Source organism: Arthrobacter sp. K410C (assembly GCF_059090105.1).
This window is the reverse complement of sequence record NZ_JBNHFJ010000014.1, coordinates 20875-44539: the sequence shown is the minus strand read 5'-3', so window position 1 is coordinate 44539 and position 23665 is coordinate 20875. Positions and strand designations below refer to the sequence as shown.

At 63.2% G+C, this 23665-nt stretch carries 20 protein-coding genes; 16 read left to right on the top strand and 4 right to left on the bottom strand.

Features of this window, described 5'->3' with window-relative positions:
* The first annotated feature begins 28 nt into the window (after window positions 1–28).
* From AC5RU7_RS16860 to AC5RU7_RS16820, 9 genes are all read left to right on the top strand, one after another.
* Window positions 29–1900, top strand: a complete 1872-nt coding sequence (locus tag AC5RU7_RS16860; RefSeq protein ID WP_494053202.1) for a PEP-utilizing enzyme — start codon at window positions 29–31, stop codon at window positions 1898–1900.
* Window positions 1893–2669: an SDR family NAD(P)-dependent oxidoreductase gene (locus AC5RU7_RS16855; RefSeq protein WP_494053201.1), complete on the top strand. Its 777-nt coding sequence runs from the start codon at window positions 1893–1895 to the stop codon at window positions 2667–2669. The genes AC5RU7_RS16860 and AC5RU7_RS16855 overlap by 8 nt, the downstream gene beginning before the upstream one ends.
* Window positions 2670–2714: 45 nt before the next feature.
* The gene (locus AC5RU7_RS16850; protein WP_494053200.1) at window positions 2715–3035 is read left to right on the top strand and encodes a 2Fe-2S iron-sulfur cluster-binding protein; all 321 of its coding nucleotides are present in this window, start codon (window positions 2715–2717) and stop codon (window positions 3033–3035) included.
* A gap of 2 nt (window positions 3036–3037) precedes the next feature.
* Window positions 3038–4342, top strand: coding sequence for an NAD(P)/FAD-dependent oxidoreductase (locus AC5RU7_RS16845; protein ID WP_494053199.1), 1305 nt, complete (start codon window positions 3038–3040; stop codon window positions 4340–4342).
* 30 nt (window positions 4343–4372) lie between these two features.
* Window positions 4373–5110, top strand: coding sequence for an HD domain-containing protein (locus tag AC5RU7_RS16840; protein WP_494053198.1), 738 nt, complete (start codon window positions 4373–4375; stop codon window positions 5108–5110).
* Window positions 5107–6612 carry an aldehyde dehydrogenase family protein gene (locus AC5RU7_RS16835; RefSeq protein ID WP_494053197.1) on the top strand — a complete coding sequence of 502 codons (1506 nt, stop codon included), beginning with the start codon at window positions 5107–5109 and terminating at the stop codon, window positions 6610–6612. Before AC5RU7_RS16840 ends, AC5RU7_RS16835 begins: the two co-directional genes overlap by 4 nt.
* A 139-nt stretch (window positions 6613–6751) precedes the next feature.
* Window positions 6752–7972 carry a 4-hydroxybenzoate 3-monooxygenase gene (locus AC5RU7_RS16830; RefSeq protein ID WP_494053220.1) on the top strand — a complete coding sequence of 407 codons (1221 nt, stop codon included), beginning with the start codon at window positions 6752–6754 and terminating at the stop codon, window positions 7970–7972.
* A 377-nt stretch (window positions 7973–8349) separates the two neighbouring features.
* Complete coding sequence (locus AC5RU7_RS16825) at window positions 8350–8937, top strand: TetR/AcrR family transcriptional regulator (RefSeq protein WP_494053196.1); 588 nt, start codon at window positions 8350–8352, stop codon at window positions 8935–8937.
* Between the two features lie 120 nt (window positions 8938–9057).
* Window positions 9058–10263 (top strand): fatty acid desaturase family protein, encoded by a 1206-nt coding sequence (locus AC5RU7_RS16820; RefSeq protein WP_494053195.1) that lies wholly within the window; start codon window positions 9058–9060, stop codon window positions 10261–10263.
* Between the two features lie 655 nt (window positions 10264–10918).
* On the opposite strand, the gene AC5RU7_RS16815 is transcribed toward AC5RU7_RS16820, so the two are convergent.
* Window positions 10919–11950, bottom strand: coding sequence for an aldo/keto reductase (locus AC5RU7_RS16815; protein WP_494053194.1), 1032 nt, complete (start codon window positions 11948–11950; stop codon window positions 10919–10921).
* A 406-nt stretch (window positions 11951–12356) separates the two neighbouring features.
* On the bottom strand, window positions 12357–13337 hold the full coding sequence (locus AC5RU7_RS16810; protein WP_494053193.1) for a Gfo/Idh/MocA family protein: 981 nt from the start codon (window positions 13335–13337) through the stop codon (window positions 12357–12359).
* 588 nt (window positions 13338–13925) lie between these two features.
* Here AC5RU7_RS16810 and AC5RU7_RS16805 point away from each other — a divergent pair.
* Window positions 13926–14810: an NAD-dependent epimerase/dehydratase family protein gene (locus AC5RU7_RS16805; protein WP_494053192.1), complete on the top strand. Its 885-nt coding sequence runs from the start codon at window positions 13926–13928 to the stop codon at window positions 14808–14810.
* A gap of 151 nt (window positions 14811–14961) precedes the next feature.
* Here AC5RU7_RS16805 and AC5RU7_RS16800 read toward each other — a convergent pair whose 3' ends face one another.
* A complete protein-coding gene (locus AC5RU7_RS16800) occupies window positions 14962–15897 on the bottom strand; it encodes an AraC family transcriptional regulator (RefSeq protein WP_494053191.1) in 936 nt (311 codons plus the stop codon).
* A gap of 275 nt (window positions 15898–16172) precedes the next feature.
* Between AC5RU7_RS16800 and AC5RU7_RS16795 the strand changes: the two genes are divergently transcribed.
* From AC5RU7_RS16795 to AC5RU7_RS16775, 5 genes are read left to right on the top strand one after another with little or no spacing between them, the layout of a single operon-like run.
* Window positions 16173–17525, top strand: a complete 1353-nt coding sequence (locus AC5RU7_RS16795; protein ID WP_494053190.1) for an ABC transporter substrate-binding protein — start codon at window positions 16173–16175, stop codon at window positions 17523–17525.
* Between the two features lie 20 nt (window positions 17526–17545).
* On the top strand, window positions 17546–18514 hold the full coding sequence (locus AC5RU7_RS16790; protein ID WP_494053189.1) for a carbohydrate ABC transporter permease: 969 nt from the start codon (window positions 17546–17548) through the stop codon (window positions 18512–18514).
* A complete protein-coding gene (locus AC5RU7_RS16785; RefSeq protein WP_494053188.1) occupies window positions 18511–19431 on the top strand; it encodes a carbohydrate ABC transporter permease in 921 nt (306 codons plus the stop codon). Before AC5RU7_RS16790 ends, AC5RU7_RS16785 begins: the two co-directional genes overlap by 4 nt.
* Window positions 19432–19471: 40 nt before the next feature.
* Complete coding sequence (locus AC5RU7_RS16780; protein ID WP_494053187.1) at window positions 19472–20530, top strand: NAD(P)-dependent alcohol dehydrogenase; 1059 nt, start codon at window positions 19472–19474, stop codon at window positions 20528–20530.
* Window positions 20531–20575: 45 nt separating this feature from the next.
* On the top strand, window positions 20576–21562 hold the full coding sequence (locus tag AC5RU7_RS16775; RefSeq protein ID WP_494053186.1) for a carbohydrate kinase family protein: 987 nt from the start codon (window positions 20576–20578) through the stop codon (window positions 21560–21562).
* Between the two features lie 477 nt (window positions 21563–22039).
* On the opposite strand, the gene AC5RU7_RS16770 is transcribed toward AC5RU7_RS16775, so the two are convergent.
* Window positions 22040–22372, bottom strand: coding sequence for a CBU_0592 family membrane protein (locus AC5RU7_RS16770; RefSeq protein ID WP_494053185.1), 333 nt, complete (start codon window positions 22370–22372; stop codon window positions 22040–22042).
* A 129-nt stretch (window positions 22373–22501) separates the two neighbouring features.
* Between AC5RU7_RS16770 and AC5RU7_RS16765 the strand changes: the two genes are divergently transcribed.
* Window positions 22502–23434, top strand: coding sequence for a LysR family transcriptional regulator (locus AC5RU7_RS16765; protein WP_494053184.1), 933 nt, complete (start codon window positions 22502–22504; stop codon window positions 23432–23434).
* Window positions 23435–23665: the final 231 nt, after the last annotated feature.

Genomic DNA, 23665 nt, shown 5'->3' with positions numbered 1-23665 from the left:
AACGCCGAGCCCCATTGAAAGGACCGCCATGTCCCTCAAGTCCTTCCCCAAACCCTCCGAGCTTCCGGTCCCCGCCGGGGCCGAGGGCTGGGAAAAGATCTACCCCTACTATCTGGTCTTCCAGGACAAGCTCAAGGAGCAGGAAGACGCCAAGTTCTGGTTTTGCGACAGCCAGCACTGGCCCACGGTTTTCAAGCCTTTTGAGACCATCGGCGGCGAATTCGCGGTGAAATGCCTGGGCCAGTACAACGCCCGGCACCTGCTGATCCCCAACGCCAACGGCATCGAGTTCCGCATCCACCTTGGCTACCTCTACATGTCGCCCATCCCCGTGCCTGAGGACCAGATCGCAGCCCGCGTGCCCCTGTTTGAGCAGCGGGTGGGCCACTACTTCCAGAACTGGGAACAGCTGCTCAAGGAGTGGCACGTCAAGGTCAAGGGCACCATCGCGGAGATGGAGACCATCTCCTTCCCCAAGCTCCCGGCACTCGTCCCCATGGAGGACATCGTTGCGGGCAAGGGCAAGGACGGTTCGGAGAAGCTGCTGGAAAGCTACGACCGCCTCATCCAGCTTGCCTACCAGAACTGGCAGTACCACTTCGAGTTCCTGAACCTCGGCTACATCGCCTACCTGGACTTCTTCAACTTCTGCAAGCAGGTTTTCCCCAACGTTCCGGACCAGTCGATCGCCACCATGGTGCAGGGCGTCGACATGGAACTGTTCCGCCCGGACGACGAGCTCAAGCAGCTGGCCAAGCTCGCCGTGGAACTCGGGCTGCAGGCCCACTTCGGAAACACCGACGACGTGAACGCTACCTTGGGTGCCATTGCCTCCGCTTCCGGTGGGGAAGAGTGGATGGCCCAGTACGAGGGGGCCAAGGACCCGTGGTTCAACTTCACCGTCGGCAACGGCTTCTACGGCCACGACAAGTACTGGAATGAGCACCAGGAAATTCCGCTGGGCTACATCGCGGACTACATCCGCCGCGTGGACGAAGGCCAGGAAATCATGCGCCCCGTGGAAGCCCTTATCGCCGAACGCGACCGCATCATCGAGGAATACCGCGACCTGCTGGAAGGCGAAAACCAGGCGATTTTCGACGCCAAGCGCGGGCTTGCCGCCACCGCCTACCCGTACGTGGAGAACCATAACTTTTACATCGAGCACTGGACCATGGGTGTCTTCTGGCGCAAGATCCGCGAGCTGTCCCGCATGATGCAGGCGGAAGGCTTCTGGACCGAGCCGGACGACCTGCTGTACCTGGGCCGCAACGAGGTCCGCGACGCGCTCTTTGACCTGGTCACCGGCTGGGGAGTTGGCGCCAAGCCTATCGGCCCGGACTATTGGCCCGAAGAGGTCGAGCGCCGCCGTGGCATCGTGGACGCCCTCAAGACAGCCCGCCCCGCCCCTGCCCTGAACACCCCGCCGGAATCCCTCACCGAACCGTTCACCCGGATGCTGTGGGGCATCACCACCGAGCAGGTCCAGCAATGGCTGGGTGCCGGCGAAGCGGTTGAAGGCGGCGGCCTGCGCGGCATGGCCGCGTCACCCGGCGTGGTGGAAGGCCTGGCCCGCGTCGTCACCGACGCAGACCAGCTCTCCGAGGTCCGGCAGGGCGAGATCCTGGTTGCAACGGTCACCGCACCGTCCTGGGGCCCGATCTTCGGCAAGATCAAGGCTACAGTCACCGACATCGGCGGAATGATGAGCCACGCCGCGATCGTGTGCCGCGAGTACGGACTTCCGGCCGTCACCGGCACCGGATCCGCCTCGACCACCATCAAAACCGGCCAGCGGCTGCGCGTGGACGGAACCAAGGGCACGGTCGAAATCCTTGGTGCCGAGGACGAGCTGCTGGCCACCGGCCCCGGGGCCGCCCACAGCCACAGCCATGTCTGAAGAGACAGTGCCCGCAACCGGGCAAGAAGCGGGAAAAACCGTCCTCATCACCGGTGCCGCCGGCGGGCTGGGCAGGGCGTTTGCGATCGGCTTTGCCGGCCGCGGATACCGTGTGGCAGTAGCTGACATCAACCTCGAGGGCGCTGAACAGACGGCGAAACTCGTCCGCGAAAGCGGCGCCGACGCGGCTGCCTTCTCCGCGGACGTCACCAGTGTCGACTCCACCGAGAACCTGGCGAAAAGCTGCGCGGAGTTCGGGAACGGGAGCATCGACGTCGTGGTTAACAACGCCGCGGTGTATGCAGGCGTGACACGCAGCCCGTTTGAGGACATCGACCCGGCGGAATGGGACCTGGTGATGAACGTAAACCTCAAGGGCCCCTGGCTGGTGACCCGCGCCGCGAGTCCATATCTGCCGCAGGGCGGGCGCGTCATTAACCTCTCCAGCGCCACCATTTTCAGCGGCTCCGAGCAGTGGCTGCACTACGTCGCCTCCAAGGGTGGCGTGGTGGCCCTGACCCGGGTCATGGCCAAGGAACTGGGCCGGCGGGGGATCACGGTCAACGCGATCGCCCCCGGTTTCACGCTCACGGAGGCCAGCTACGGGCTGATGGAGAACGCTGAGAACTACGGCGTGGACCGCGGTGCGATTAAACGCGCCAGCCAGCCCGAGGACATCGTGGGAGCCGCGCTGTTTCTCGCCGGACCCGACAGCTCGTATTACACCGGCCAAACCATGGTGGTCGACGGCGGCCGGCAGTTCATCTAGCCCCCCACCTCCAAGAAAACCGACTTCAACCCCAAGGAGAGCCACATGCCAACGGTTCATTTCACTGACGCCGAAGGCGTTGTCCGCGACGTCCAAGGCAATCCCGGCGACTCGGTCATGGAAACCGCGGTGCGCAACGGCGTTCCCGGAATCGTCGCCGAGTGCGGCGGCTCGTTGTCCTGCGCCACCTGCCACGTCTTCGTCCGGGAGGACTGCCTCGAGCAGCTTCCGCCGATGGAGGACATGGAGGACGAGATGCTCTACGGCACCGCCGTGGACCGCGAGGAGAACTCCCGGCTGTCCTGCCAGCTCCGTCTCACCGAAAGCTCCGAACTTTTCATCACCACCCCGGAAACGCAGGTGTAAAGATGGGCACCACCATGGCGGCGGAACGGAACGCATCCGGCAGCGAAACCCGCACCCGGACCGGCCTGCTAATCATCGGCGCGAGCCAGTCCGGCGTTCAGCTTGCGGTGTCCCTGCGCGCCCTCGGCTTCGACGAACACGTCACACTGTTGGGAGACGAGGACCACCGCCCATACCAGCGACCCGCACTGTCCAAGGAATTCCTCCAAGGAACGGTCGAGAGCGAGTCCCTGATATTCCGCTCCAACGAGTACTGGGCGGAACACAACGTGGACCTGGTCAAAGGCGAATACATCGTCCGAATCGACAAGGAAGCGGACGGTTCCGGGGTGGCGCATGCGTCCTCCGGCCGGCAGTTCCCCTTCAAACGGCTGGCTCTGACCGTCGGTGCACGCGCCCGCAAGCTGGAGATAGACGGCGGGGCCCTCGACGGCGTGCTGTACCTGCGCAACGCCGACGACGCCCTGGCGCTGAAGGCCCGGGTGGGTGAGGCCACGGATGTGGTGGTGATCGGCGGCGGGTTCATCGGCCTGGAGGCCGCGTCCAGCCTGCAGAAAATGGGCAAGAATGTCACCGTGCTCGAGTTCGGTCCGCGGCTGGTGGGCCGGGCAGTGGGGGAGGAGACTGCCGAGTACTTCCTGCAGGCCCACCGCTCCCGCGGCCTGGACATCCGGCTCAACACCAGTGCTGCCCGCTTCACTGCGAATGACACCGGCACGAAAGTTGCCGCCGTCGAGCTCCAGGACGGCACGGTGCTGCCAGCGCAGATTGTGCTGATCGGCATCGGCGTCATCCCCAACACCGACCTGGCCGAACAGCTGGGCCTGGAAGTGGACAACGGGGTGGTGGTGGACCGGTTCGCCCTGGCCTCTGACGGCACCACCGTTGCGGTGGGGGACGTGGCCAACATGCCCAACCCGGTCCCCGGTTCGGAGCCGGGTGAGCGGATCAGGCTGGAAAGCGTCAACAACGCCATCGAGCATGCCAAGGTGGCCGCCTACTCGCTGATGGGCAGGCGCGAGGAGTACGCCGGGATCCCCTGGTTCTGGTCCAACCAGGCCGATCTGAAGCTGCAGATCGCGGGCCTCTGCAACGGTTACGACCAGACCGTGATCCGGCATGACGGGGAACGCGGAAAGTTCACCGTCCTTTACTACCGGCAAGGCCAGATCATCGCCGCTGACTGCGTCAATGCGCCACTGGACTTCATGGCCGTGAAGAATGCACTGGCCAAAGGACAGAACATCCCCGCCGGCGCCGCTGCCGACACCGCCACACCTCTCAAGACCATCACCACGGACAGCTAGCCGCCAGGCAGGCCCACCCCAAGGAGCACTATGAGCACCCCCAAGACTCCGGTCGCCTCGGCTGGCCCCACCGCTGAAACCGACGAGCTGGCCCAGGCCTTCGCCGCCGAATACGGCGTCCGGCCAGTCCCGGCGCCCGGCCCGGTGGACACCACCCCCATCAGCACCACGCCGGCCGCCCTTGAAGAACTCGACGCGCTCTGGAAGGCCGTTGTCCACGAGACCCGGACCCGCGGCAACGACATCCACCTGCCGATCTCGCTGGCTTTCGCCGAACGGCTGTGCCGGGCGTACCCCGACGCCGATGCCGAACTGGTGCGGGTTGCCACCCTGCTGCATGACACAGGCTGGGCCCACGTTGATGAATCCCGCATCATTTCCGAGGGTTTCGCCGGAGACTGGCGCAAGGCGGCCATCCGGTTTGAACACGAGGTGCAGGGCTGCAACGTGGCACGCCGGGTGCTCCCTGGGCTGGACTATTCTCGGGCTTTCGTCGAACGCGTGTGTGACATTATCGACGGGCACGACACGCGCCTGGAGGCCCGTTCGCTGGAGGATGCACTGATGCGCGATGCTGACAGGCTGTGGCGGTTCGACCACGCAGGCATCGCGCTGGCCTCATCGTGGTTCGGCATGGATCCGGCCACTTACACCGACAGACTCGCCATCGAGATCGTGCCCGAACTCATCACCCAGGCCGCCGTGGATATGGCCACCGCCGACCTCAACCGTTCCAACGCCCTGCTCAAGACAGGAGTCATCCGATGACCGCAGCCACGCACGACGTTCCAGCCCTTGCCGTCCGGGCGGGCCTGACCCTGCCGTACACCCATGTGGACGACATCTTCGTAGACGGAGCCTGGACCCCGGCCCGCGGCACCGGACGCAATCCGGTCACCGACCCCGCCACTGGCCAAGTCTGGGGATCAGTACCAGACGGAACTCCCGAAGACGTTGATGCCGCCGTCGGCTCCGCCCAGCGGGCGTTCCAAGGAAAGTGGCCCCGGTTGACTCCGTCGGAACGTGCCGCCTACCTGGTCCGGATTGCGGAGGAAGTCGAAAAGCGGGCCGAGGAACTCTCGCTGACCAACTCGCGGGAAAACGGATCTCCGGTAGCCGAGTCCGCCGGCGCGGCGGCCAACGCCGCGGGCATTCTCCGCTACTTCGCCACACTCGCCCAGTACCTGGAATACGAGGACGTCCGCCCCTTCCCAACAGGCGGCGGGGAATCCGTCGTACGGCGCGACCCTGTGGGAGTGTGCGCTCTGATCGCGCCGTGGAACTACCCCATCAACCTGGTGGTCATCAAGCTCGCACCTGCGCTGCTGGCAGGCTGCACCGTCGTGATCAAACCCGCCTCACCCACCCCGCTGTCTTTCCGTGTCATCATCGACGCAGTGGCCGCCGCCGGCGTTCCGGCAGGCGTCGTTAATCTGGTCACAGGATCCGGGCGGCTCGGAGACACGCTGGTAAAGCACCCTGGTGTAAACAAGGTCGCCTTCACGGGCTCCACGCCGGTGGGCCGGAAAATCGCTGCGGCCTGCGGGGAACTGTTGCGCCCCGTCACCCTGGAGCTCGGTGGCAAATCCAGCGCCATCGTGCTTCCGGACGCCGACCTGGATGCCATGTCCAAGGTGCTGATCCGCTCCTGCATGCGCAACACAGGGCAAACCTGCTACATCTCCACCCGCATCCTGGCTCCGGCAAACCGCTACCAGGAAGTCGTGGACATGGTCACGTCCACAATCGCCGCCGGAAAGCAAGGGGACCCTCTGGACCCGGACACCGTGTTCGGGCCGTGCGCCACCGAAGCCCAATACCGGACCGTGCTGGAATACATTGAATCCGGACTCGCAGAAGGCGCCCGGGCCACAACCGGAGGACGTGCACCCTCTCTGGGCGGCGGCCTGGAAAAGGGGTACTTCGTGGAACCCACCGTGTTCGCCGACGTCACGCCCGAGATGCGGATATCCCGCGAGGAGATCTTCGGCCCGGTAATCTGCATCCTTAAATACAACGACGTCGACGAGGCAGTGGCGCTGGCAAACAACACCGAGTTCGGTTTAGGCGGATTGGTTTTCGGGGCGGACTCTGAAGCTGCCCTCGCTGTTGCTGATCGGATGGACACCGGGTCCGTAGGCATCAACTTCTTCGCCTCCAACCATGCCGCACCCTTCGGCGGCCGGCACAACTCCGGCCTGGGTACCGAGTACGGGAAAGAAGGCCTGAACGCCTACCTAAGCTACAAGTCCATCCACCGCCGCGCATAGCACGTTCCGGCTCCGTCCGGCCCCCGGGGGACTGCACGCCAGCTAAACCCAAGGTGTCCCCCCAACTCCCATTCCATATAACGCCAAACAGGCAACCCGACGCACTGTTGGGCAGAATCAACATCAGCCCGCCGTATTGATGCCGAGGGCCCGCAACGAAGCGAGGAATATCGTGGCAGCACGCAAAACCATCAAAACGCAGGTCGCTATCATGGGCGCCGGCCCGGCCGGCCTCATGCTTTCCCACCTGCTGGCCAAGGCCGGCATTGCATCAACCGTCATCGAAATCCGCAGCCGCCGGGAGATCTCCGAGACGGTCCGCGCCGGCATCCTCGAGCATGGAACCGTGAACATGCTGGTCAACAGCGGCGTTTCGGACCGCGTGCTGCGCGAAGGTGATCGGCACGACGGCATTGAGCTGCGCTTCAATGGCGAAAGCCACCGTATCGACTTCAAGGAACTGGTGGGGGAGTCGGTCTGGCTCTACCCGCAGACCGACGTTTTCATGGACCTGGCGGCGCGGCGGGAGGACGACGGGGGTGATGTCCGGTATAGCGTCACGGACACCACTGTTCATGATCTGGAAGGTTCGCCCAAGGTCTGGTTCACCGATGCCGACGGTGTTGACTATGAACTGCAGGCCGATTTCGTTGCCGGCACGGATGGCTCCCGCAGCCACTGCCGCTTCCAGATCCCGGAGGCGCAGCGCAAGTGGTACTTCCATGAGTACCCGTTTGCCTGGTTCGGAATCCTTGCGGAGGCTCCCCGCAGCTCGGATGAGCTGATTTACGCCAATTCGGAGAACGGCTTCGCGTTGATCAGCCAGCGCACCGAGACGGTGCAGCGGATGTACTTCCAGTGTGACCCGAACGAGGACGTGAACGACTGGAGCGAGGAGCGCATCTGGGAGGCGTTCCGGAGCCGGGTCAACGGCAACGGTTTCGAGCTGAAAGAGGGGCCGGTCATTGACAAGATGGTCCTGAAGTTCCGCAGCTTCGTACACACACCGATGCGGCACGGCAAGCTGTTCCTGGCGGGGGACGCAGCGCATACCGTGCCGCCGACCGGTGCCAAGGGCCTGAACCTTGCCATCCACGACGTCAAGGTGCTCTTCGAAGGCCTGGACGGCTACTACAGCACCGGCTCCACGGCGCTTCTGGATTCCTACAGCGACCGCGCCCTGGAGCGCGTGTGGAAAGCGCAGCAGTTCTCCTACTGGATGACGTCCATGCTGCACACCCCGGTCGACGCCGATGACTTCTCCCGGGCGCGCCAGCTCGGCGAACTTAACTCCGTGGTGTCCTCCCGCCATGGCCAGGCCTACCTCGCCGAAGCCTACACCGGCTGGCCCTCCGCCTAGATCTGCTTCATCCTGTAGTCGCCGCATGGGCGGCATGAGTATCCCTCCACCTGCATGAAACTCCTGTGGCACTATCCGGTATCAGCATTAAAAGCAGGAGAGTCGCTTTGAAGGCCAAAGCTTCTGCGCGAACTTCATGCCGTCAACACTTCCTACGGCAGTTCAGAGGGGCCTGACTAGGCAACAAACAAAAGGCCCGCGATACCTCCTCCCCGTCAGACCTAATTGCCCGAAACAGACCGCCGGCAGGGCAATCGGACTTCTTTACGCCTAGTTACTGCACATGTGTGCTGTAACTCCCCTAGGATGGGTTCATGGCACAGTACGGACGTAGTCAGACCCGGGTGACGCGGAGAGGATCGAATGATCCTCGAGCAATGGCGTCGCAACGCCTTCTGGTGGAGGCGCTGACGAGGGTAGTCAAGGCGGAAGGCTTCGGCGCCGCCTCCGTGACCCGTATCGCGCGTGAGGCGGGGCTGAGCCGGAGTGGGTTCTATGAGCAGTTCGCCAGCGTCGAGGAGCTCGCGTTATTCGTCCTTGATGACCTGGTGGTCAGGATTGCTGCCCTCGATGTTGAGGCCCGGACCGTGCACGGCGACGACGGGCCAGCTGTCTCCGAGTTCGCATTGGAGCTCATTCTTCAGACGGTCTTCGAGAACCGGGAGCTCTACGAGCACCTGCTGCTCTCCGAGCGCGCCAGTGGCACCGTTGCGAGAGCCATCCAAGGGTTCGCCCGGGGCATTCGGCCGATCATGGTTGTCGCCCGACCGGAGTGGCCGGATGCGCGAATCGATCTCATGGCGAGCTCGTTCGCCGGGCTGATCATCAGTGGAGTGATGCACGCCTTCAGGACGGGCTACCCCACCACTGCCCACGATCTTGCACGTGAACTCGTCAACTTCATGCCGTCGTGGCTCTTCATCGCGGACGGCAGCGACCGCCCAGATGGAGCAGTCCCGGGTTAGACCTTAGTGACCGCTAACTAGGGCTGGTCCCTACGACGGGCCAGCCGGAACAACCAATCCAGCAGGGGCTTTCGGCAGAAGCCGGGCCCGTGAACCTTGACCTAGGAGGAGCACCACCGCATGACCGTAGTTACCAACAAACCTGGATATTCCGGGGATGCCGTGGAAGACGGTAACTCCACGAAGAAGGGGCCGGGTCGGGTGAAAATCCGCCCGGGCGCTCTCGCCGAGTCCGGCGGCCCGACACGCCGGCCCCCGTCCGCGGCGCATCTCTCGGACGAGCAGGTCGCTGAGCTGGGCCGCGAGCTCGACGCCATCCGCGACGGCATCCTCGCTACACGGGGTGCTGCTGACGCCGCCTACATTCGCCGCCTGATCAAGATACAGCGGGGCTTGGAAATTTCCGGCCGCGCCGCGCTGCTGGTTAGTAAGAACAAGGCGGCCTGGGTCACCGGCACCACGCTCCTGAGTCTGGCCAAAATCCTCGAGAACATGGAAATCGGGCACAACGTGCTGCACGGCCAATGGGACTGGATGCGGGACCCCGACATCCACTCGACCACCTGGGAGTGGGACTTCGTCACCCCCTCACGCGCCTGGCAGCACACCCACAACGACTCCCACCACCGCTGGACCAACGTGGTCGGCAAGGACAACGACGTGGGATTCAATCTGCTGCGAATGGACCCTGAGCAGGAATGGACGCCGTTCAACCTGGGCAACCCGCTCTACAACGCCCTCCTAGCCCCGGTCTTTGAATGGGGCATCGCAATCTACGATCTCGAGCTGACCGAATACAAGAAAGGCGAGAAGTCCAAGGAGGCGCTAGTCAAGGACCTCAAAGCCCTAGGGCGAAAGGCCCTCAAGCAGTTCATTAAGGACTACGCCGCCACCCCCGCCGTGGCCATGCTCACCGGTTCCGGCAAGCAGGCGCTCTACGGCACCCTGACGGCCAACGCCGTCCGCAACCTCTGGGCTCACGCCGTCATCTTCTGCGGCCACTTCCCTGAAGGGACTGACACCTTCACCGAAGAAATGGTCGAAGGGGAAACGCGCGGCGACTGGTACGTCCGCCAGATGATTGGCTCCGCCAATATCTCTGGCTCCAAGTTCATGCATTTGATGACCGGTAACCTCTCACACCAGATCGAGCATCACCTTTTTCCGGACTTACCCTCCAGCCGGTACGCAGAAATCGCCCCGAAGGTCCGCGAGATCTGCCAACGCTACGGGCTGGTCTACACCACCGGCCCCATCTGGAAACAGGTCGGCTCCACCTGGGCCAAGATTTGCAAGCTCGCACTGCCGCCCAAAACGAATAGGTAGCACTCACAGCTTGGCTGTCCTGCCATCGTCTTTTCTGCGCCTGTTTGAGACACAAGGAGCCAGCAGGGTTTTCGAGCTTTCACGAGTTTTGCAGTGAGTGCAGCCACGGCAGTGCGCAGGAGTTCGCCCAGCTACTTCTACTCCCGTTGTTTCAGCGCCGATAACCGGCCTTCTGTCCGTTGTGGCAGAGGTCGCCTGATGCTGTGGCTGGGGGAAGGCCGTTCCGGAAGCTCCTGGCGCAGCATATAGAGCTGCCGTGCCCCCGGGCTCGGGAGGGGACTTCCCAGTGTTTGTAAGGGCTGGAATGCAGTTCGAGTCCCACCTCGGGCACGACGTATTCCCTCGTCAGAGGCGAATTCGCTGTGACGTGCGTACAAAGCTTGTGGTCGCGTCAGCTGACGGGTTGGTCGCGGCGTGTGGCCTGGCCGCCGTGGTGGCTTATTGAAGTGTGTGGGTGCGGGCTCAGGGACCTGGCTAGTGGGCCCTCCGCCTGCTCTGTACTGCATTTATGCCGTTTCTCGTTCAGGTTCTGTCGGGTTGGGCGGGAGTGTCCAACACCAGTTCATGGTCCGGAGTTATGGGTACTACATGACCTCTTAGGGGTATGCCCCTGCCTCACGTCGAGGTGACGCGGCCTCATGCGGGTGGCCTTGGGTTACCTGCCGCCTTCAATCTTCCGGCTGCGCTGTTCCTGAGCCATGGGGCCATAGGGATACACCCCGACGCGGGGTTGGCTGGCCTGGGTTAGCCGCTCTGATTCCTCGGGTGTCAGTTCGAGGTCGGCAGCGGCAAGGTTATCGGCCAGTTGCTCGAGGTTGCGGGCGCCAAGAATCACGGACGTCACCGCGGGCCGATCTGCCAACCATGCCAGAGCCACTTGCGAGGCGCTTACACCATGGTCAGCGGCGATCTTTTCCACTGTTCCGATGATCTCCCAGGTGCGGGGATCGTCGTTGCGGGCCTGCCAGGCCTCCATGCCCCGGTTGGGATTCTCACCGAGCCTGGTGGCACCGGTGGGAGGCTGGTCGCGCTTGTATTTGCCGGACAGCCAGCCGCCGCCCAGTGGCGACCACGGAAGCAGGCCGATGTTCGCGTCCAGGGAGGCCGGGACGATCTCCGACTCGATCTCACGGACAAGCAGGCTGTACTGCGGTTGGAGGGTTACGGGGGCGCTCCAGCCGTGGGCTTTGGCCAGGTGGACGGCCTTGGTCAGCTGCCACCCCAGGAAGTTGGAGAACCCGTAGTAGGCGATCTTGCCGTTGCTGACGGAGTCGTGCAGGAAACGCAGCGTCTCCTCCAGCGGTGTTATGGGGTCCCATGCGTGCATTTGGTAGAGGTCAATCTGCTCCACCCCCAGACGGCGGAGGGAATCATCTAAGGCCCGGGTCAGGTGGCGGCGGGACGTGCCTACGTCGTTAGGCGCCTCGCCCATTGGGAAGCGCCCCTTGGTGGCCAGTGCTATGCGGTCCCTGGCTTCGGGCCGCCGCGTGAGCCAGCGTCCGATGATTTCCTCCGATACCCCGGCAGTGTAAACATCGGCTGTATCGATAAAGTTGCCGCCGGCGGCAACGTAGTCATCAAGGATGGCATGAGACGTTTCCTCCGTGGTCTCCGCCCCGAACGTCATGGTTCCCAGAGCGTAGTTTGAAACTACAGTGCCGCTGTTGCCCAGTGTGCGGTATTGCATGATGTTCCTCAGTTCTTGGTTGGGGGTGTTGATCCGCCCTCTTTGCACCGCCACTAAGGTCACTACGGCGGCTGCGTCGCGCGGGAGCCAGTTCCTAGGGACTACTCCGTTGACGTTACGCACGTCCTCCGGCAATGTCAGCAGGTTTTCCTGTCCCTGCTTTTCCTAGGACGACGAGTCCTACCGTCCCTGCAGTTGGGATATCCAAGGGAGGACTAGCATGAGGACCCGCCGCCGCAACGCCTAAATCCCTACTCCAAAGGCAGACCGCGTAGGGCGGTGATCCCATTTGCAGCCGAAGTTGGAGGAGGTGGCGTAGCAGTAATCCGGCTCTAATTCGAAAGCCGGCGGTGGGCCCTCGTTCAGCATCGGCGTCCCGGTACTGCCGCTTCCGGGAAAGCTGTTTCTACTTCATGGGGCTGAACCCTGCTGAGGCGTAGATTCCGTCGATGACTTTCATGTTGAAAAGGCTGTCGGGGCCCTCGGTGAGTAGTTGGATGCCTGACTGCAGACCCTGGACGATCGCCTCCAGTTGATGGTCGTAGGTCTCAAGGCCTCGTACGGTCCACGTGCGGTCCAGCCCGTTATTGCTCTGGGTGATGGAGTGCCCCTTGGAAGGGAACACCAGATTGTTGACGACCAGCCTTCCTTCGGTACCGAGCACTTCGAGGGAGGAGTTCAGGTGCCCGGGCTGTTCCAGCATTGCTGAAGTGATGAGCGCTTTTGCTCCTGAGGGGAACTGGAGGTCGGCCGCTACGCTTAGGTCCGCGCCGAGGGGATTGAGGGTCCCGCTGGCTCGGACTATGGTTGGTTCTTCGCCCATGAATGCCCGCACCCAGTGAACCGGGTAGCAGCCGAGGTCCATAAGCGATCCGCCACCCAATCGTGGGTCATGCCGCAGCGACGCGGGATCGAACGGATTTGAACTGGAAAAGTCTGCCCGCAGTGTCAAGATTTCCCCGAGCACGCCGGAGGCCTTGACGGCATCGAGTTCAGCGCTTAGCGGGTGGTACCGGTCATGGAAAGCTTCGATGAGGCGGTAACCTGTCGTTTGCGCAGCTTCCAGCATTTGCGCAGCCTGATCGGCATTCATCGCGAAGGGTTTTTCGCAGAGCACGTGCTTGCCTGCTTCGAGTGCGGCAATCGACCACATAGCGTGCTCGGAGGGTGGCAGCGCGTTATAGACCAGATCAACTCCGGGGTCGGATAGCAAAGCAGTGTAGTCGCTATAGAAACGGTCAATCCGGTGGCGCTCTGCGAACCGCTGTGCAGATTCTGCACGGCGGGAGGCTACTGCGACGACCTCGACGTCAGTTCGTCGCCTGGCGGGCCGGATGACCGCCGCGGGCGCGATGCCGGCTGCGCCCAGAATTCCGATTCGTAACACTGCATTTCTCCTTGCCGCGGCCCCAAATTTTGCTACGTACCCGCACACTACTCGCGTCAACTTGTGAGGGTGTCCCTCTCACGCCCCGTGACATAGCGTGACTCCTCTGCCACCTGCATAACTCAACGCAGCGGGACGCAGAGAGGAACAAACGGCAGCCTCGTGGCAAACAGCGGACGTTGACCCTGACGCGTCCAACTTATATAGTTCAAGCTATAAACTAATTCTAGTTCTAAAGCTCCAGCACGTGCAAGGACGCAGCATGATTCCAGACACCGGGGCCGGCGCGACAGGGCTGTGCCACCACCCGGTACCGAGGTTTCACCCATATCAAATGGTGGCCATGTGGTTCTCGATTAGGCAGGAGACTTCGTCAATGCCAGTCCAGTAGTGGGTGGGTGGCCAGCAGCAGGAATTGTGCGCCTGCACCGCACGGGGAAGCCATCCGCATGCCACTGCTGTGGATCGTCACCGGGAAGCGCACCATCTCCCGGAACACGGTCAGCGGCCGGCGACGGCGATCCAGCTGAGGGTGAGAGATACCTACTCATCCCTGTACCAAACCCGCACTACCATCTAGGAGACATAATGAAGGTCCTGATCACTGGCGCCCATGGAAAAGTTGGTCGTGCCACTACCCGGGCGATGATCGACGCCGGACACGAAGTACTTACCACCGATCTCACCCGTCCCGGCTTCGAACGCAAGCCTGAAGGCACCCCGCATTACATGATGGCCGACCTCACCGACGCAGGGGAAGCGTATGCCGTCGTCCGCGGAGTTGATGCCGTCGTGCACGTCGCCGCGATTCCAGAACCAACTGGCAATCCGCCTCACGTCGTATTCCAGACGAATCTCATGGCGACCTTCAATGTCCTTGAGGCCGCCATACGATTTGGCGTGAAACGGTTTGTTTACATCTCCAGCGAGACGGTCCCCGGGTTCTTTTTTCCAGAGCGCGACTTCCTACCCGACTACGCGCCCGTGGACGAGGAGCACCCGATCCGCCCGCAGGACCCCTACGCGCTCTCCAAGCACTTCGGCGAGCAACTCATGGACGCCGCCATCGCCCGGTCCGACATCCGTTGCATCTCCATCCGGCCCAGCTGGGTCCAGTTCGAGGGCAACTACGAGGTTAACCTCGGACCGCAGATCCGTGACGCGGCGGTCCTCAGCCCCAACCTTTGGAGCTACATCGACGCCTACGACCTCGCCGACGCCATTGTCCTAGCCGCCGAGTCTGACCTACCCGGACACGAGGTCTTCTACATCGCTTCCCCTGACAATGCGGGCGGCCACGACTTCGCCGAGATCCTGAACAAGTACTACGGCCACACAATCGAGCTACGCGAATTAGACCGTACCGATGCTTCGGGGATCTCTAGCGCGAAAGCCCAACGGATGCTCGGCTGGACCCCAAAGCGATCCTGGCGCGACTACCTCGACGCCCAAGGACACACGGTCAACCACTAACCAGCAGAGGGAAAGGGCGGGAGTAGTCCCTCCCGCCCTTTCCCTCCCGCTAGGTTAACTTTGAGGTCCACGGCTGGGGTCAATCGGGGTTATCCACTGCTTGGTATCGGGAGCCGTTGGGCCAGCTGGCTGCAGGAAAGTGCGATTCGGGTCAAGCCTCACCCTCATTTTGGATACGTTGGCGGTATTGCCGCGGCGTTTCCCCGGCATCGTTGAGAAAATGCCGGTTGAAGTTGGAGAGATTAGAGAAGCCCACCTCGAAGCAGATGTCAGATATAGCCTTGTCAGTGCGCTCCAGGAGACGCCGGGCGTGGGCCAGCCGCAGTTTACGGACCAGGTCGCTGAAGTTCTGGCCGGTAGCGCGTTTGAAGTATTTCGAAAATGACGCCTCCTGCATGCCCACCATGCCGGCGGCCTCCGACATTTTGATGGTGCCGGCATGGTTGCTGAACACGTACTCGAGGACTATATCGACGACGGCGGCGGCCTGGCCGTCCAGCTGGGGCCGGAACCATTCCTCCGCCAGGTAGCGCCGGTCTTCCTGGGGTGCGCGGGTCAGGACGGCGAACAAGTCAAAAAGGTGCTGCAGCCGCGCCAATCCGCTGGTGGTCCCCATCGCCTCGATGGCTGATGCCGCGGCTTTGGCTGAGGGTCCCAGAAACTCGATGCCGCGCTGGGACTGTTCCAGCAGCGGCTTCACCTCCGCCATTTCGGGGACCAGGGAAGCGGTTTGCTCCACCCACTTGCCGTCGAACTGGATGACGGCGTCCCTGTTCTCCAGGAACTCACCGGGCTGCAGGTCACTGACCCAATCGTGCGGCAGCCCTGACCCGACAAGGGCAACATGGCCGGCCTCGAAGGTGCCGATGTGGTCACCGACGATGAACTTTCCCGTGCCCTTCCGAATGAGGTGGATCTCGTACTCGGGGTGGTAATTCCATCGTGCGACCGGGCTTGGATAGCTGTGCTGGTGCCACCGGACAGAGTGGTTGGGATCAGGCGGAATAACCTCGCGGTTCGCCCGCATCCCCAGCAGCCGTTCGGCCAGCCTGGCCGTCGCTCCCTCAGCAGTATCCGGGGCAGTCATCGTGGTGCTCCCAAGGCTCGGCGGTTTATGAAATCTGGACAGTGGATCCTGTTCCCGATCCCAGAGTAGCGCTTGCTGCTTCCGCAGCTCCGGAAAATAAGTATCAGAAAGTGGCAACCACGACGCTAGTTGTGACCTGCACCCCGCGCCTAATGTTGAAGAACATCAGCGCGGGACCCCGGATATCGGTGGCAGTCCCCGCCCCGGTCCAGCATCCTGACACGGCAGTCGAGGTGTGGTGACCTTGCATCCCTTGAAGAACAAAGGAGTCCTTAATGCGCCCGAAAACGCGTGCTGCGACCCTGGCCGCCGGTGCTTTGTGTGTCGCGCTGGGTGCCTCGGCCTGTGCAGGTGCCGGCGGCAGCAATTCCGCCGGCGACCCGAACAGCATCAGCGTCCTGATGGTAAACAACCCCCAAATGGAGGACCTGCAGAGGCTCACGGCAGACAACTTCACCAAGGAAACCGGGATCAGGGTCAACTACACGATCCTGCCGGAAAACGATGTGCGGGCGAAGATCAGCCAGGAGTTTTCCAGCCAGGCCGGCCAGTACGATGTGGCATCTCTGTCCAACTACGAAATCCCGTTCTATTCCGCCAACGGCTGGCTCGCACCGCTGGATGATGTTGCTGTAGATCCCGGCTTTGACCAGGACGACATCCTCCCGGCCTATACCGCTTCACTCACCGGCGAGGACGGCAAACTCTACGGCGAACCGTTCTACGGCGAATCGTCCTTCCTGATGTACCGGAAGGACATCCTGGAGGCCAAGGGCCTGACGATGCCGGACAAGCCCAGCTGGGATGAGGTGGCGGAGATAGCGGCGAAGGTAGACGGGGCGGAACCGGGTATGAAGGGCATCTGCCTGCGCGGCCAGCCGGGCTGGGGGCAGGTCTTCGCGCCGCTGACCACTGTGGTGAACACCTTCGGCGGAACCTGGTTCGACAAGGACTGGAATGCGCAGGTGAACTCCCCGGAATTCACCGAAGCGGTTGAGTTTTACACCAAGCTGGTCCGCCAGCACGGTGAGGCAGGCGCGGCGCAGGCAGGTTTTACCGAGTGCCTGAACAACATGAGCCAGAGCAACGTAGCCATGTGGTACGACGCAACGTCGGCTGCAGGCGCCCTGGAAGCCGAGGATTCGCCGGTGAAGGGCAAGATCGGTTACGCCCAGGCTCCCGTGAAGGAAACAACGTCCTCGGGCTGGCTGTGGACCTGGTCCTGGGCCATGCAGGCCGCATCCAAGAAGCAGGATGCCGCAGAGAAGTTCATCGCCTGGGCCAGCTCCAAGGATTACGAGCAGCTCGTCGCCTCCGAACTCGGCTGGGCGAAGGTCCCCTCCGGCAAGCGCATCTCCACCTACGAGAACGCCGCGTTCCAAGCAGCGGCGCCGTTCTTTGAAGCTGAGCGCTTCGCCATTGAGAACGCGGACCCGAAGAACCCCGGCGTGCAGGAGCGTCCCGCCGTCGGCATCCAGTTCGTGGGCATCCCCGAATTCGCTGCGTTGGGCACCAACGTGTCCCAAGGCGTGAGCTCGGCCATCGCCGGCCAGGGCAGCGTGGCTGACGCGCTGGCCAAGGGCCAGGAAGCCGCCCAAAAGGTCGGCGACAAGTACAAGCAGCCCTAACCGAACCGCAGGAGAACATCATGACTACCGCAACGGCGCGCATCTCCCGCCCGGGACGCAATGCAGCCACCCCCTTACGAGACGCGAAGTCGCGCGAACGTGCCCTGGCTTGGGGACGGCGGGCGCCACTGCTTCCGGCGCTGATCTTCCTCATCCTGGTCACCCAGCTTCCGTTCGTGGCAACGCTGATCATCTCGTTCATGAACTGGAACAGCCTGAGCCCGGACAAGACCGCTTTCGCCGGCCTGGAGAACTACGCCACCGTCCTCACGGACCCTGACCTGCGCCAGGCAATTTTCACCACCATCCTCCTCACTGTCTCCGTCGTGCTGATCAGCCTGCTCATCGGGCTGGGCCTGGCCCTGCTGCTGGACAAGAAGTTCATCGGCCGCGGGCTGGCGCGGACACTGCTGATCGCACCGTTCCTGGTGGTCCCCGTGGCCGCCGCGCTCATCTGGAAGCATGCCCTACTCAACCCTACGTACGGGCTGATCAACGGCATCCTGACCTGGCTCTGGTCCCTGTTCGGCAGCGCCACGGCACCCCAGCTGGACCTGCTCTCGCAGGCACCCGTGATGGCTGTGATCCTCTCCCTGGTATGGCAGTGGACGCCTTTCATGATGCTGATCCTGCTGGCCGGCCTCCAGTCGCGTCCCATGGACACGGTGGAAGCGGCGCAGATGGACGGGGCCACGCCGTGGGGGATCTTCCGGCACCTGACGCTGCCGCACCTGCGCCAGTACCTGGAGCTGGGCGGGCTGCTCGGAGCGATCTACATCGTGCAGAACTTCGACGCCGTCTTCACCCTCACCGCCGGCGGGCTGGGCACAGCCAACCTGCCGTACGCCATTTACCAGACGTTCTACTTCGCCAACGAATACGGCCTGGCGTCCGCCGCCGGGGTCGTCGTCGTCATCGGCACTATCATCGTGGCAAGCTTCGCACTCCGCACCGTCTTTTCACTCTTCAAGAAGGAGGCAGCACGATGAGCATCCTCACCCCCGCTGCACCGCAGAGCACACCTCCCGGTCCCACCGCGCTGAACACCGGCCGCACCCCGCGCCGCGGCAAGGCACGCATGGACCCCACCCGCAACAACACCGCCGCCGGCATCGCGGCCTGGCTGCTCGCCCTGCTCTTCGCATCCCCGGTCCTGTGGATGATCCTCACCTCATTCCACTCCGAGACCGACGCAGCAACGAACCCGCCCTCCATCGCCGCAAGCCTGACCTTGGACGCGTACCGGGAGTTCTTCGGCGAAACCTCAGGCGTCAGCCCCTGGCCGTCCCTGATCAATTCCGCCACCGCCTCGATCCTGTCCACCGTCCTGGTGCTGCTACTGTCCTTCCCTGCCGCATATGCACTGTCCATCCGGCCGGTGAAGAAGTGGACCGACGTGATGTTCTTCTTCCTCTCCACCAAGATGATGCCCGTGGTCGCGGCGATCCTGCCGCTCTACCTCTTCGCACGGACCGTGGGGGCGCTGGACAACATCTGGTTCCTGATCCTGATGTACACCTCCATGAACCTGCCAATCGCCGTCTGGATGATGCGGTCGTTCCTGGCCGAGGTGCCGGAAGAAATGCTCGAGGCGGCACAGATCGACGGCGCCAACCTCCTGCTCATCCTCCGCAAAATCATTGCACCCGTGGCTATGCCCGGCATCGCCGCCACCGCCCTGATCTGCTTCATCTTCAGCTGGAATGAACTGCTCCTGGCCCGGGTCCTGACCGGCGTCGTAGCAGGCACCGCCCCGGTCTTCCTGACCGGTTTCGTTTCCGGCCAGGGACTGTTCCTCGCCCAGGTCTGCGCAGCCGCCGTCGTGATCTCCCTGCCGGTGCTGTTCGCCGGGTTCGCAGCCCAGGACAAGCTGGTCCAGGGCCTCTCCCTCGGCGCCGTGAAGTAAACGCGCCGGATCCGCAACAACTCTTCCAAGGATTGCTTCGATGACAACAACAACCACACAGGCACCTGCCAGCGGTTTTGATCTGCCGCCCACCATGCGCGCCAATATCCTCAAGAGCCAGGGCGACATGGCCATGGAGACCCTGCCCCTTCCCAAGCTCGACACCGACCAGGTCCTGGTGCAGGTTGCCGCCGTCGGCGTTTGCGGCAGCGACGTACACTACTACGAGCACGGCCGGATCGGCCCGTACGTGGTGGACCACCCGCTGATCCTTGGCCACGAGCTCTCGGGCCGGATTGCCGCTGTCGGCAGTTCCGTTGACCCTGCACGCATCGGCCAGCGCGTCGCCGTCGAACCCCAACGCCCCTGCCGTAAGTGCCAGCAGTGCAAGGCCGGCCGCTACAACCTTTGCCCGGACATCGAGTTCTACGCCACCCCGCCGATCGACGGCGCCTTCGCCGAATACGTCACGATCCAGAGCGATTTCGCCTACGACATTCCGGACAGCGTCAGCGACGAGGCAGCCGCCCTTATCGAACCGCTCTCGGTGGGTTTGTGGGCATGTGAACGGGCCGGGATCAAGCCCGGCAGCCGGGTTCTGATCGCGGGTGCCGGACCGATCGGCATCATCGCCGCCCAGGCAGCCCGCGCTTATGGTGCCACCGAAATCTACATCAGCGACATCGCCCAAGACCGGTTGGCTTTTGCGCTGGAGCACGGCGCGACGCATGCGCTCAACGCCCGGACCGACAACGTGGAAGGGCTCGACGTCGACGCCTTCATTGACGCGTCCGGCGCACCGCAGGCGGTCCGTTCGGGAATCAAGGCCGTGGCACCGGCCGGGCGCGTGATCCTGGTTGGACTGGGGGCCGACGACGTCGAACTGCCCGTCTCCTACATCCAGAACCGGGAAATCTGGCTCTCCGGCGTCTTCCGCTACACCAACACCTGGCCGCTGGCCATCCAGCTGATCGCCGACGGCAAGGTGGACCTGGACGTCCTGGTCACCGGAAAGTACACGCTCTCCGAGTCCGAGGAGGCGCTCAAGGCAGGAAAGCAGCCCGGCCAGCTCAAGGCTGTGGTCTACCCGGGCCGCTGACCCCTGCACCACATCCCCGCCAAGAAGCACTCCGAGGAAGCAGCCATGCCAACACCCTTCAACCCCTCTGATCCCACGCCCGGCGGACCCTTGGTGACCGTGATCGGCGAGTCCCTGGTGGACATCATCGATGACCCGCACCGGGGGACCGCCGGCCGTCAAGCGCACCCGGGCGGCCCTCTGAACGTTGCCGTGGGAACCGCACGGCTGGGCCTTCCGACAACCTTGGTGACGCATTACGACGACGACGCGTTCGGGCTAATGGTCGACCAGCACCTGCAGTCCAACGGCGTTTCGCCGGTCCGGGGCGGTGCTTCGCCCACGTCCACAGCAATCGCAACCCTGGGCAAGGACGGCGCCGCAACCTATGCCTTCGACATCACCTGGGACATCAACGGCGCGTCGCTTCCCGCCTTTGCCGCCGTGCAAGCCTCCACGCACGTCCACACCGGCTCCATCGCCACCATGCTGCAACCGGGCAACCACGCCACGCTGGCCCTGGTGGAAGCGGCTCAGGCCGGCGCCACCGTGAGTTTCGACCCCAACTGCCGGCCAGGCATCAGTCCTGACGTTGCCGCCGCCCGGCGGCAGGCTGAAGTGTTCGTCGCTGCCAGCGACATCGTCAAGGCGAGCGATGAGGACCTGGCATGGCTCTACCCGGACAGGACTCCGGACGAGTCATTAACTGCCTGGCTGGAGCTCGGTCCGGGGTTGGTGGCCCTGACCCGCGGGGCACAGGGCCCCGTGCTCCTGAGCAGGCAGGGGCGCGTGGACCTGCCGGGCGAAGCCGTTGACGTAGCGGACACCGTGGGGGCGGGCGACTCCTTCATGGCCGCCCTCATCTCCGGCCTTGCCCAGCTGGATTTACTCGGTGCTGCCGGCAGGGAACGGTTGCGGAGCCTTGCTTCCGATGATCTTCGCGCACTGGCCTCCTACGCCAACAGGGCAGCAGCGATCACCTGCTCCCGCCAAGGTGCTAATCCACCCTCGTCCGGGGAAGTGGACCCCATTACGACCTTAGGGACCGCTTAGGTTCCTCGGTCATTCATCCGAATCCCCATGCTCTGGCCCTTGGGGGGCTCTGGCATAACCCGTTTCATCAGGGACTCCCGCCCGCCACTATGCCTGTGGTGTGCTCGAAAGGACGACGAAGTCCACATACGCAACCGACGACCCACGAGCATGAACACGATGAGCACGGACTCGAACGTAAACAACGGGGCCAAGCCACAGGCTGGCGTGTCTCGGCGCAACCTGATCCAGCTGACAGGGGCCGGCGCGGCGGCGATCGGGCTGGCCGGCGCTGCCAGCTGGGCTCTCCGCTGCAGAACTGGATGCCATCGATGCGCTTGCTTGACCGCGGCGTGCGCGGCGGACCCGACCCCGACGACGTCGACCCCTCAACGTGGGCCTCGAGATCGCCGAACCCTGACCCCCACGTTCGACCAAAGGAAACTGTCCACACACGCATTCCGGCCGCAGCCTCCAACGCTTTGGGCACGACAGGTCTCAGACTGCTCGACTTGGTCCAACAATCGGCAGTTGGCCTGTTGCGTCAGGGACGCCGGGAAGCTGCGTCGGTTGAACTTCGCCAACGGCCGGCTCATGAATTACGCGCATGCGAAAGAGCGCTATGCCAGAGATTAGGAACCAGGCAACGTTCGTCACAACCGACGGCCATGCCCCATGAAAGACGCCATTGACTATGAGGGCACAGGCTCCGATAAGATTCGCTGATTGGAAGCCCTTACCGGCCTTTAACCAGCCCATGGAGACAGCCAAATAGGCACTCAGGATTGCAACTGCGCCGCCCCAGCCAGCAGCTTCCCACAGCAGTTCCATGATGTCCTTTCCACAGCGGCACCCCGCGTCTGCCAAGCGGCAATGTGTGCGTCCTACGCCAAATATTGAGTGACGAGCACCTTCAGTTCAATTGCATTCTGCTGAAGGTGTGGTTTAGAACTGCTTAACATGGACATCGACCCGCGCCGGTTGCGCGTTCTCCTTGCTGTTGCACGTACCGGCGGCATCCTTGCAGCTGCAGACGAACTCCGCATCACACCATCTGCAGTATCCCAACAGCTCAATAAATTGGAGGCGGAAACGGGCCATGCCCTGGTGGTACGCACACCCAAGGGATCGTCGCTGACACCTGCGGGAGTCGCGATGGCTGAAGCCGGCGAGGAGATCGAACGGGCAGTCAGCGTTGCCCTCGCCAGGATGCAGGGTGGGGCGACCGTCGAAGGCGTCGTTAAGGTAGGCGCATTCACGAGCTTTGTGCGAACGCTGGTGATCCCGCGTCTTCCCGAATGGCGATCCCAGTACCCGCAGCTGAAGATCCAGATTGTGGAAGACGATTTCCCGGTCCTGATGCGCCTCCTGCGTCAACACCAGCTCGACGCCGTCGTGGTCGAACTGGACTCGAGAACGGCAGGGCAACAAGCATTGGGCGCCGGAATGATTGAGCAACCGCTGCTGGACGAGCCATGGAAACTGGTCGTTCCTTCCGGGACACTTATCACTACCGAGAACGTCAATCTCGGCCGGCTGCCCCTTCCCTGGCTGGGAGTAGAGCCTTCTGCGGCTAATGCTTCCGTACTCGATCGACTCCGCCGCACGGGCGGCGCAGCGGAGACTGTTCATCAGTACCAGGAAACCCTGACCGCCCTCGCGCTGGTAGCCGCTGGGGAGGGTGTCGCCATTGTACCCACGCTGGCTCTGGCCGGCGTCGTTCAGGACGGTGTGGACGTCCTGGACATTCCTGGGTTGGGGACCAGGCGTATCGTCCTGCGGCGGTTCGACCGGCGCAGGACGGCAAACTTGCCTGTAGATACAGTGGCACGCCTCCTGCGGGAATCAGCCGCCGCATTTGATACCCGTGGGCATCGTGATAATGCCACTTAACCGAGGCTGGCAACGCCGTCGCAGGAATCATTATGATGCCCGCGAGCGTAGACAGCCGATTCATTACAGGCACAGAGGTTCGACGGCGGCGCGAACGATGTCGGCGGTATTGCCCACTGCGTAATCCGGGTATCTGGTTTGAGCCGCCTCGGAACCTGCGGCGGTACCACCACAGACGGGTCCGGCGGGGCCGTGACGGGCCCCGCACGGTGATTCCATCTTTGTACCAAG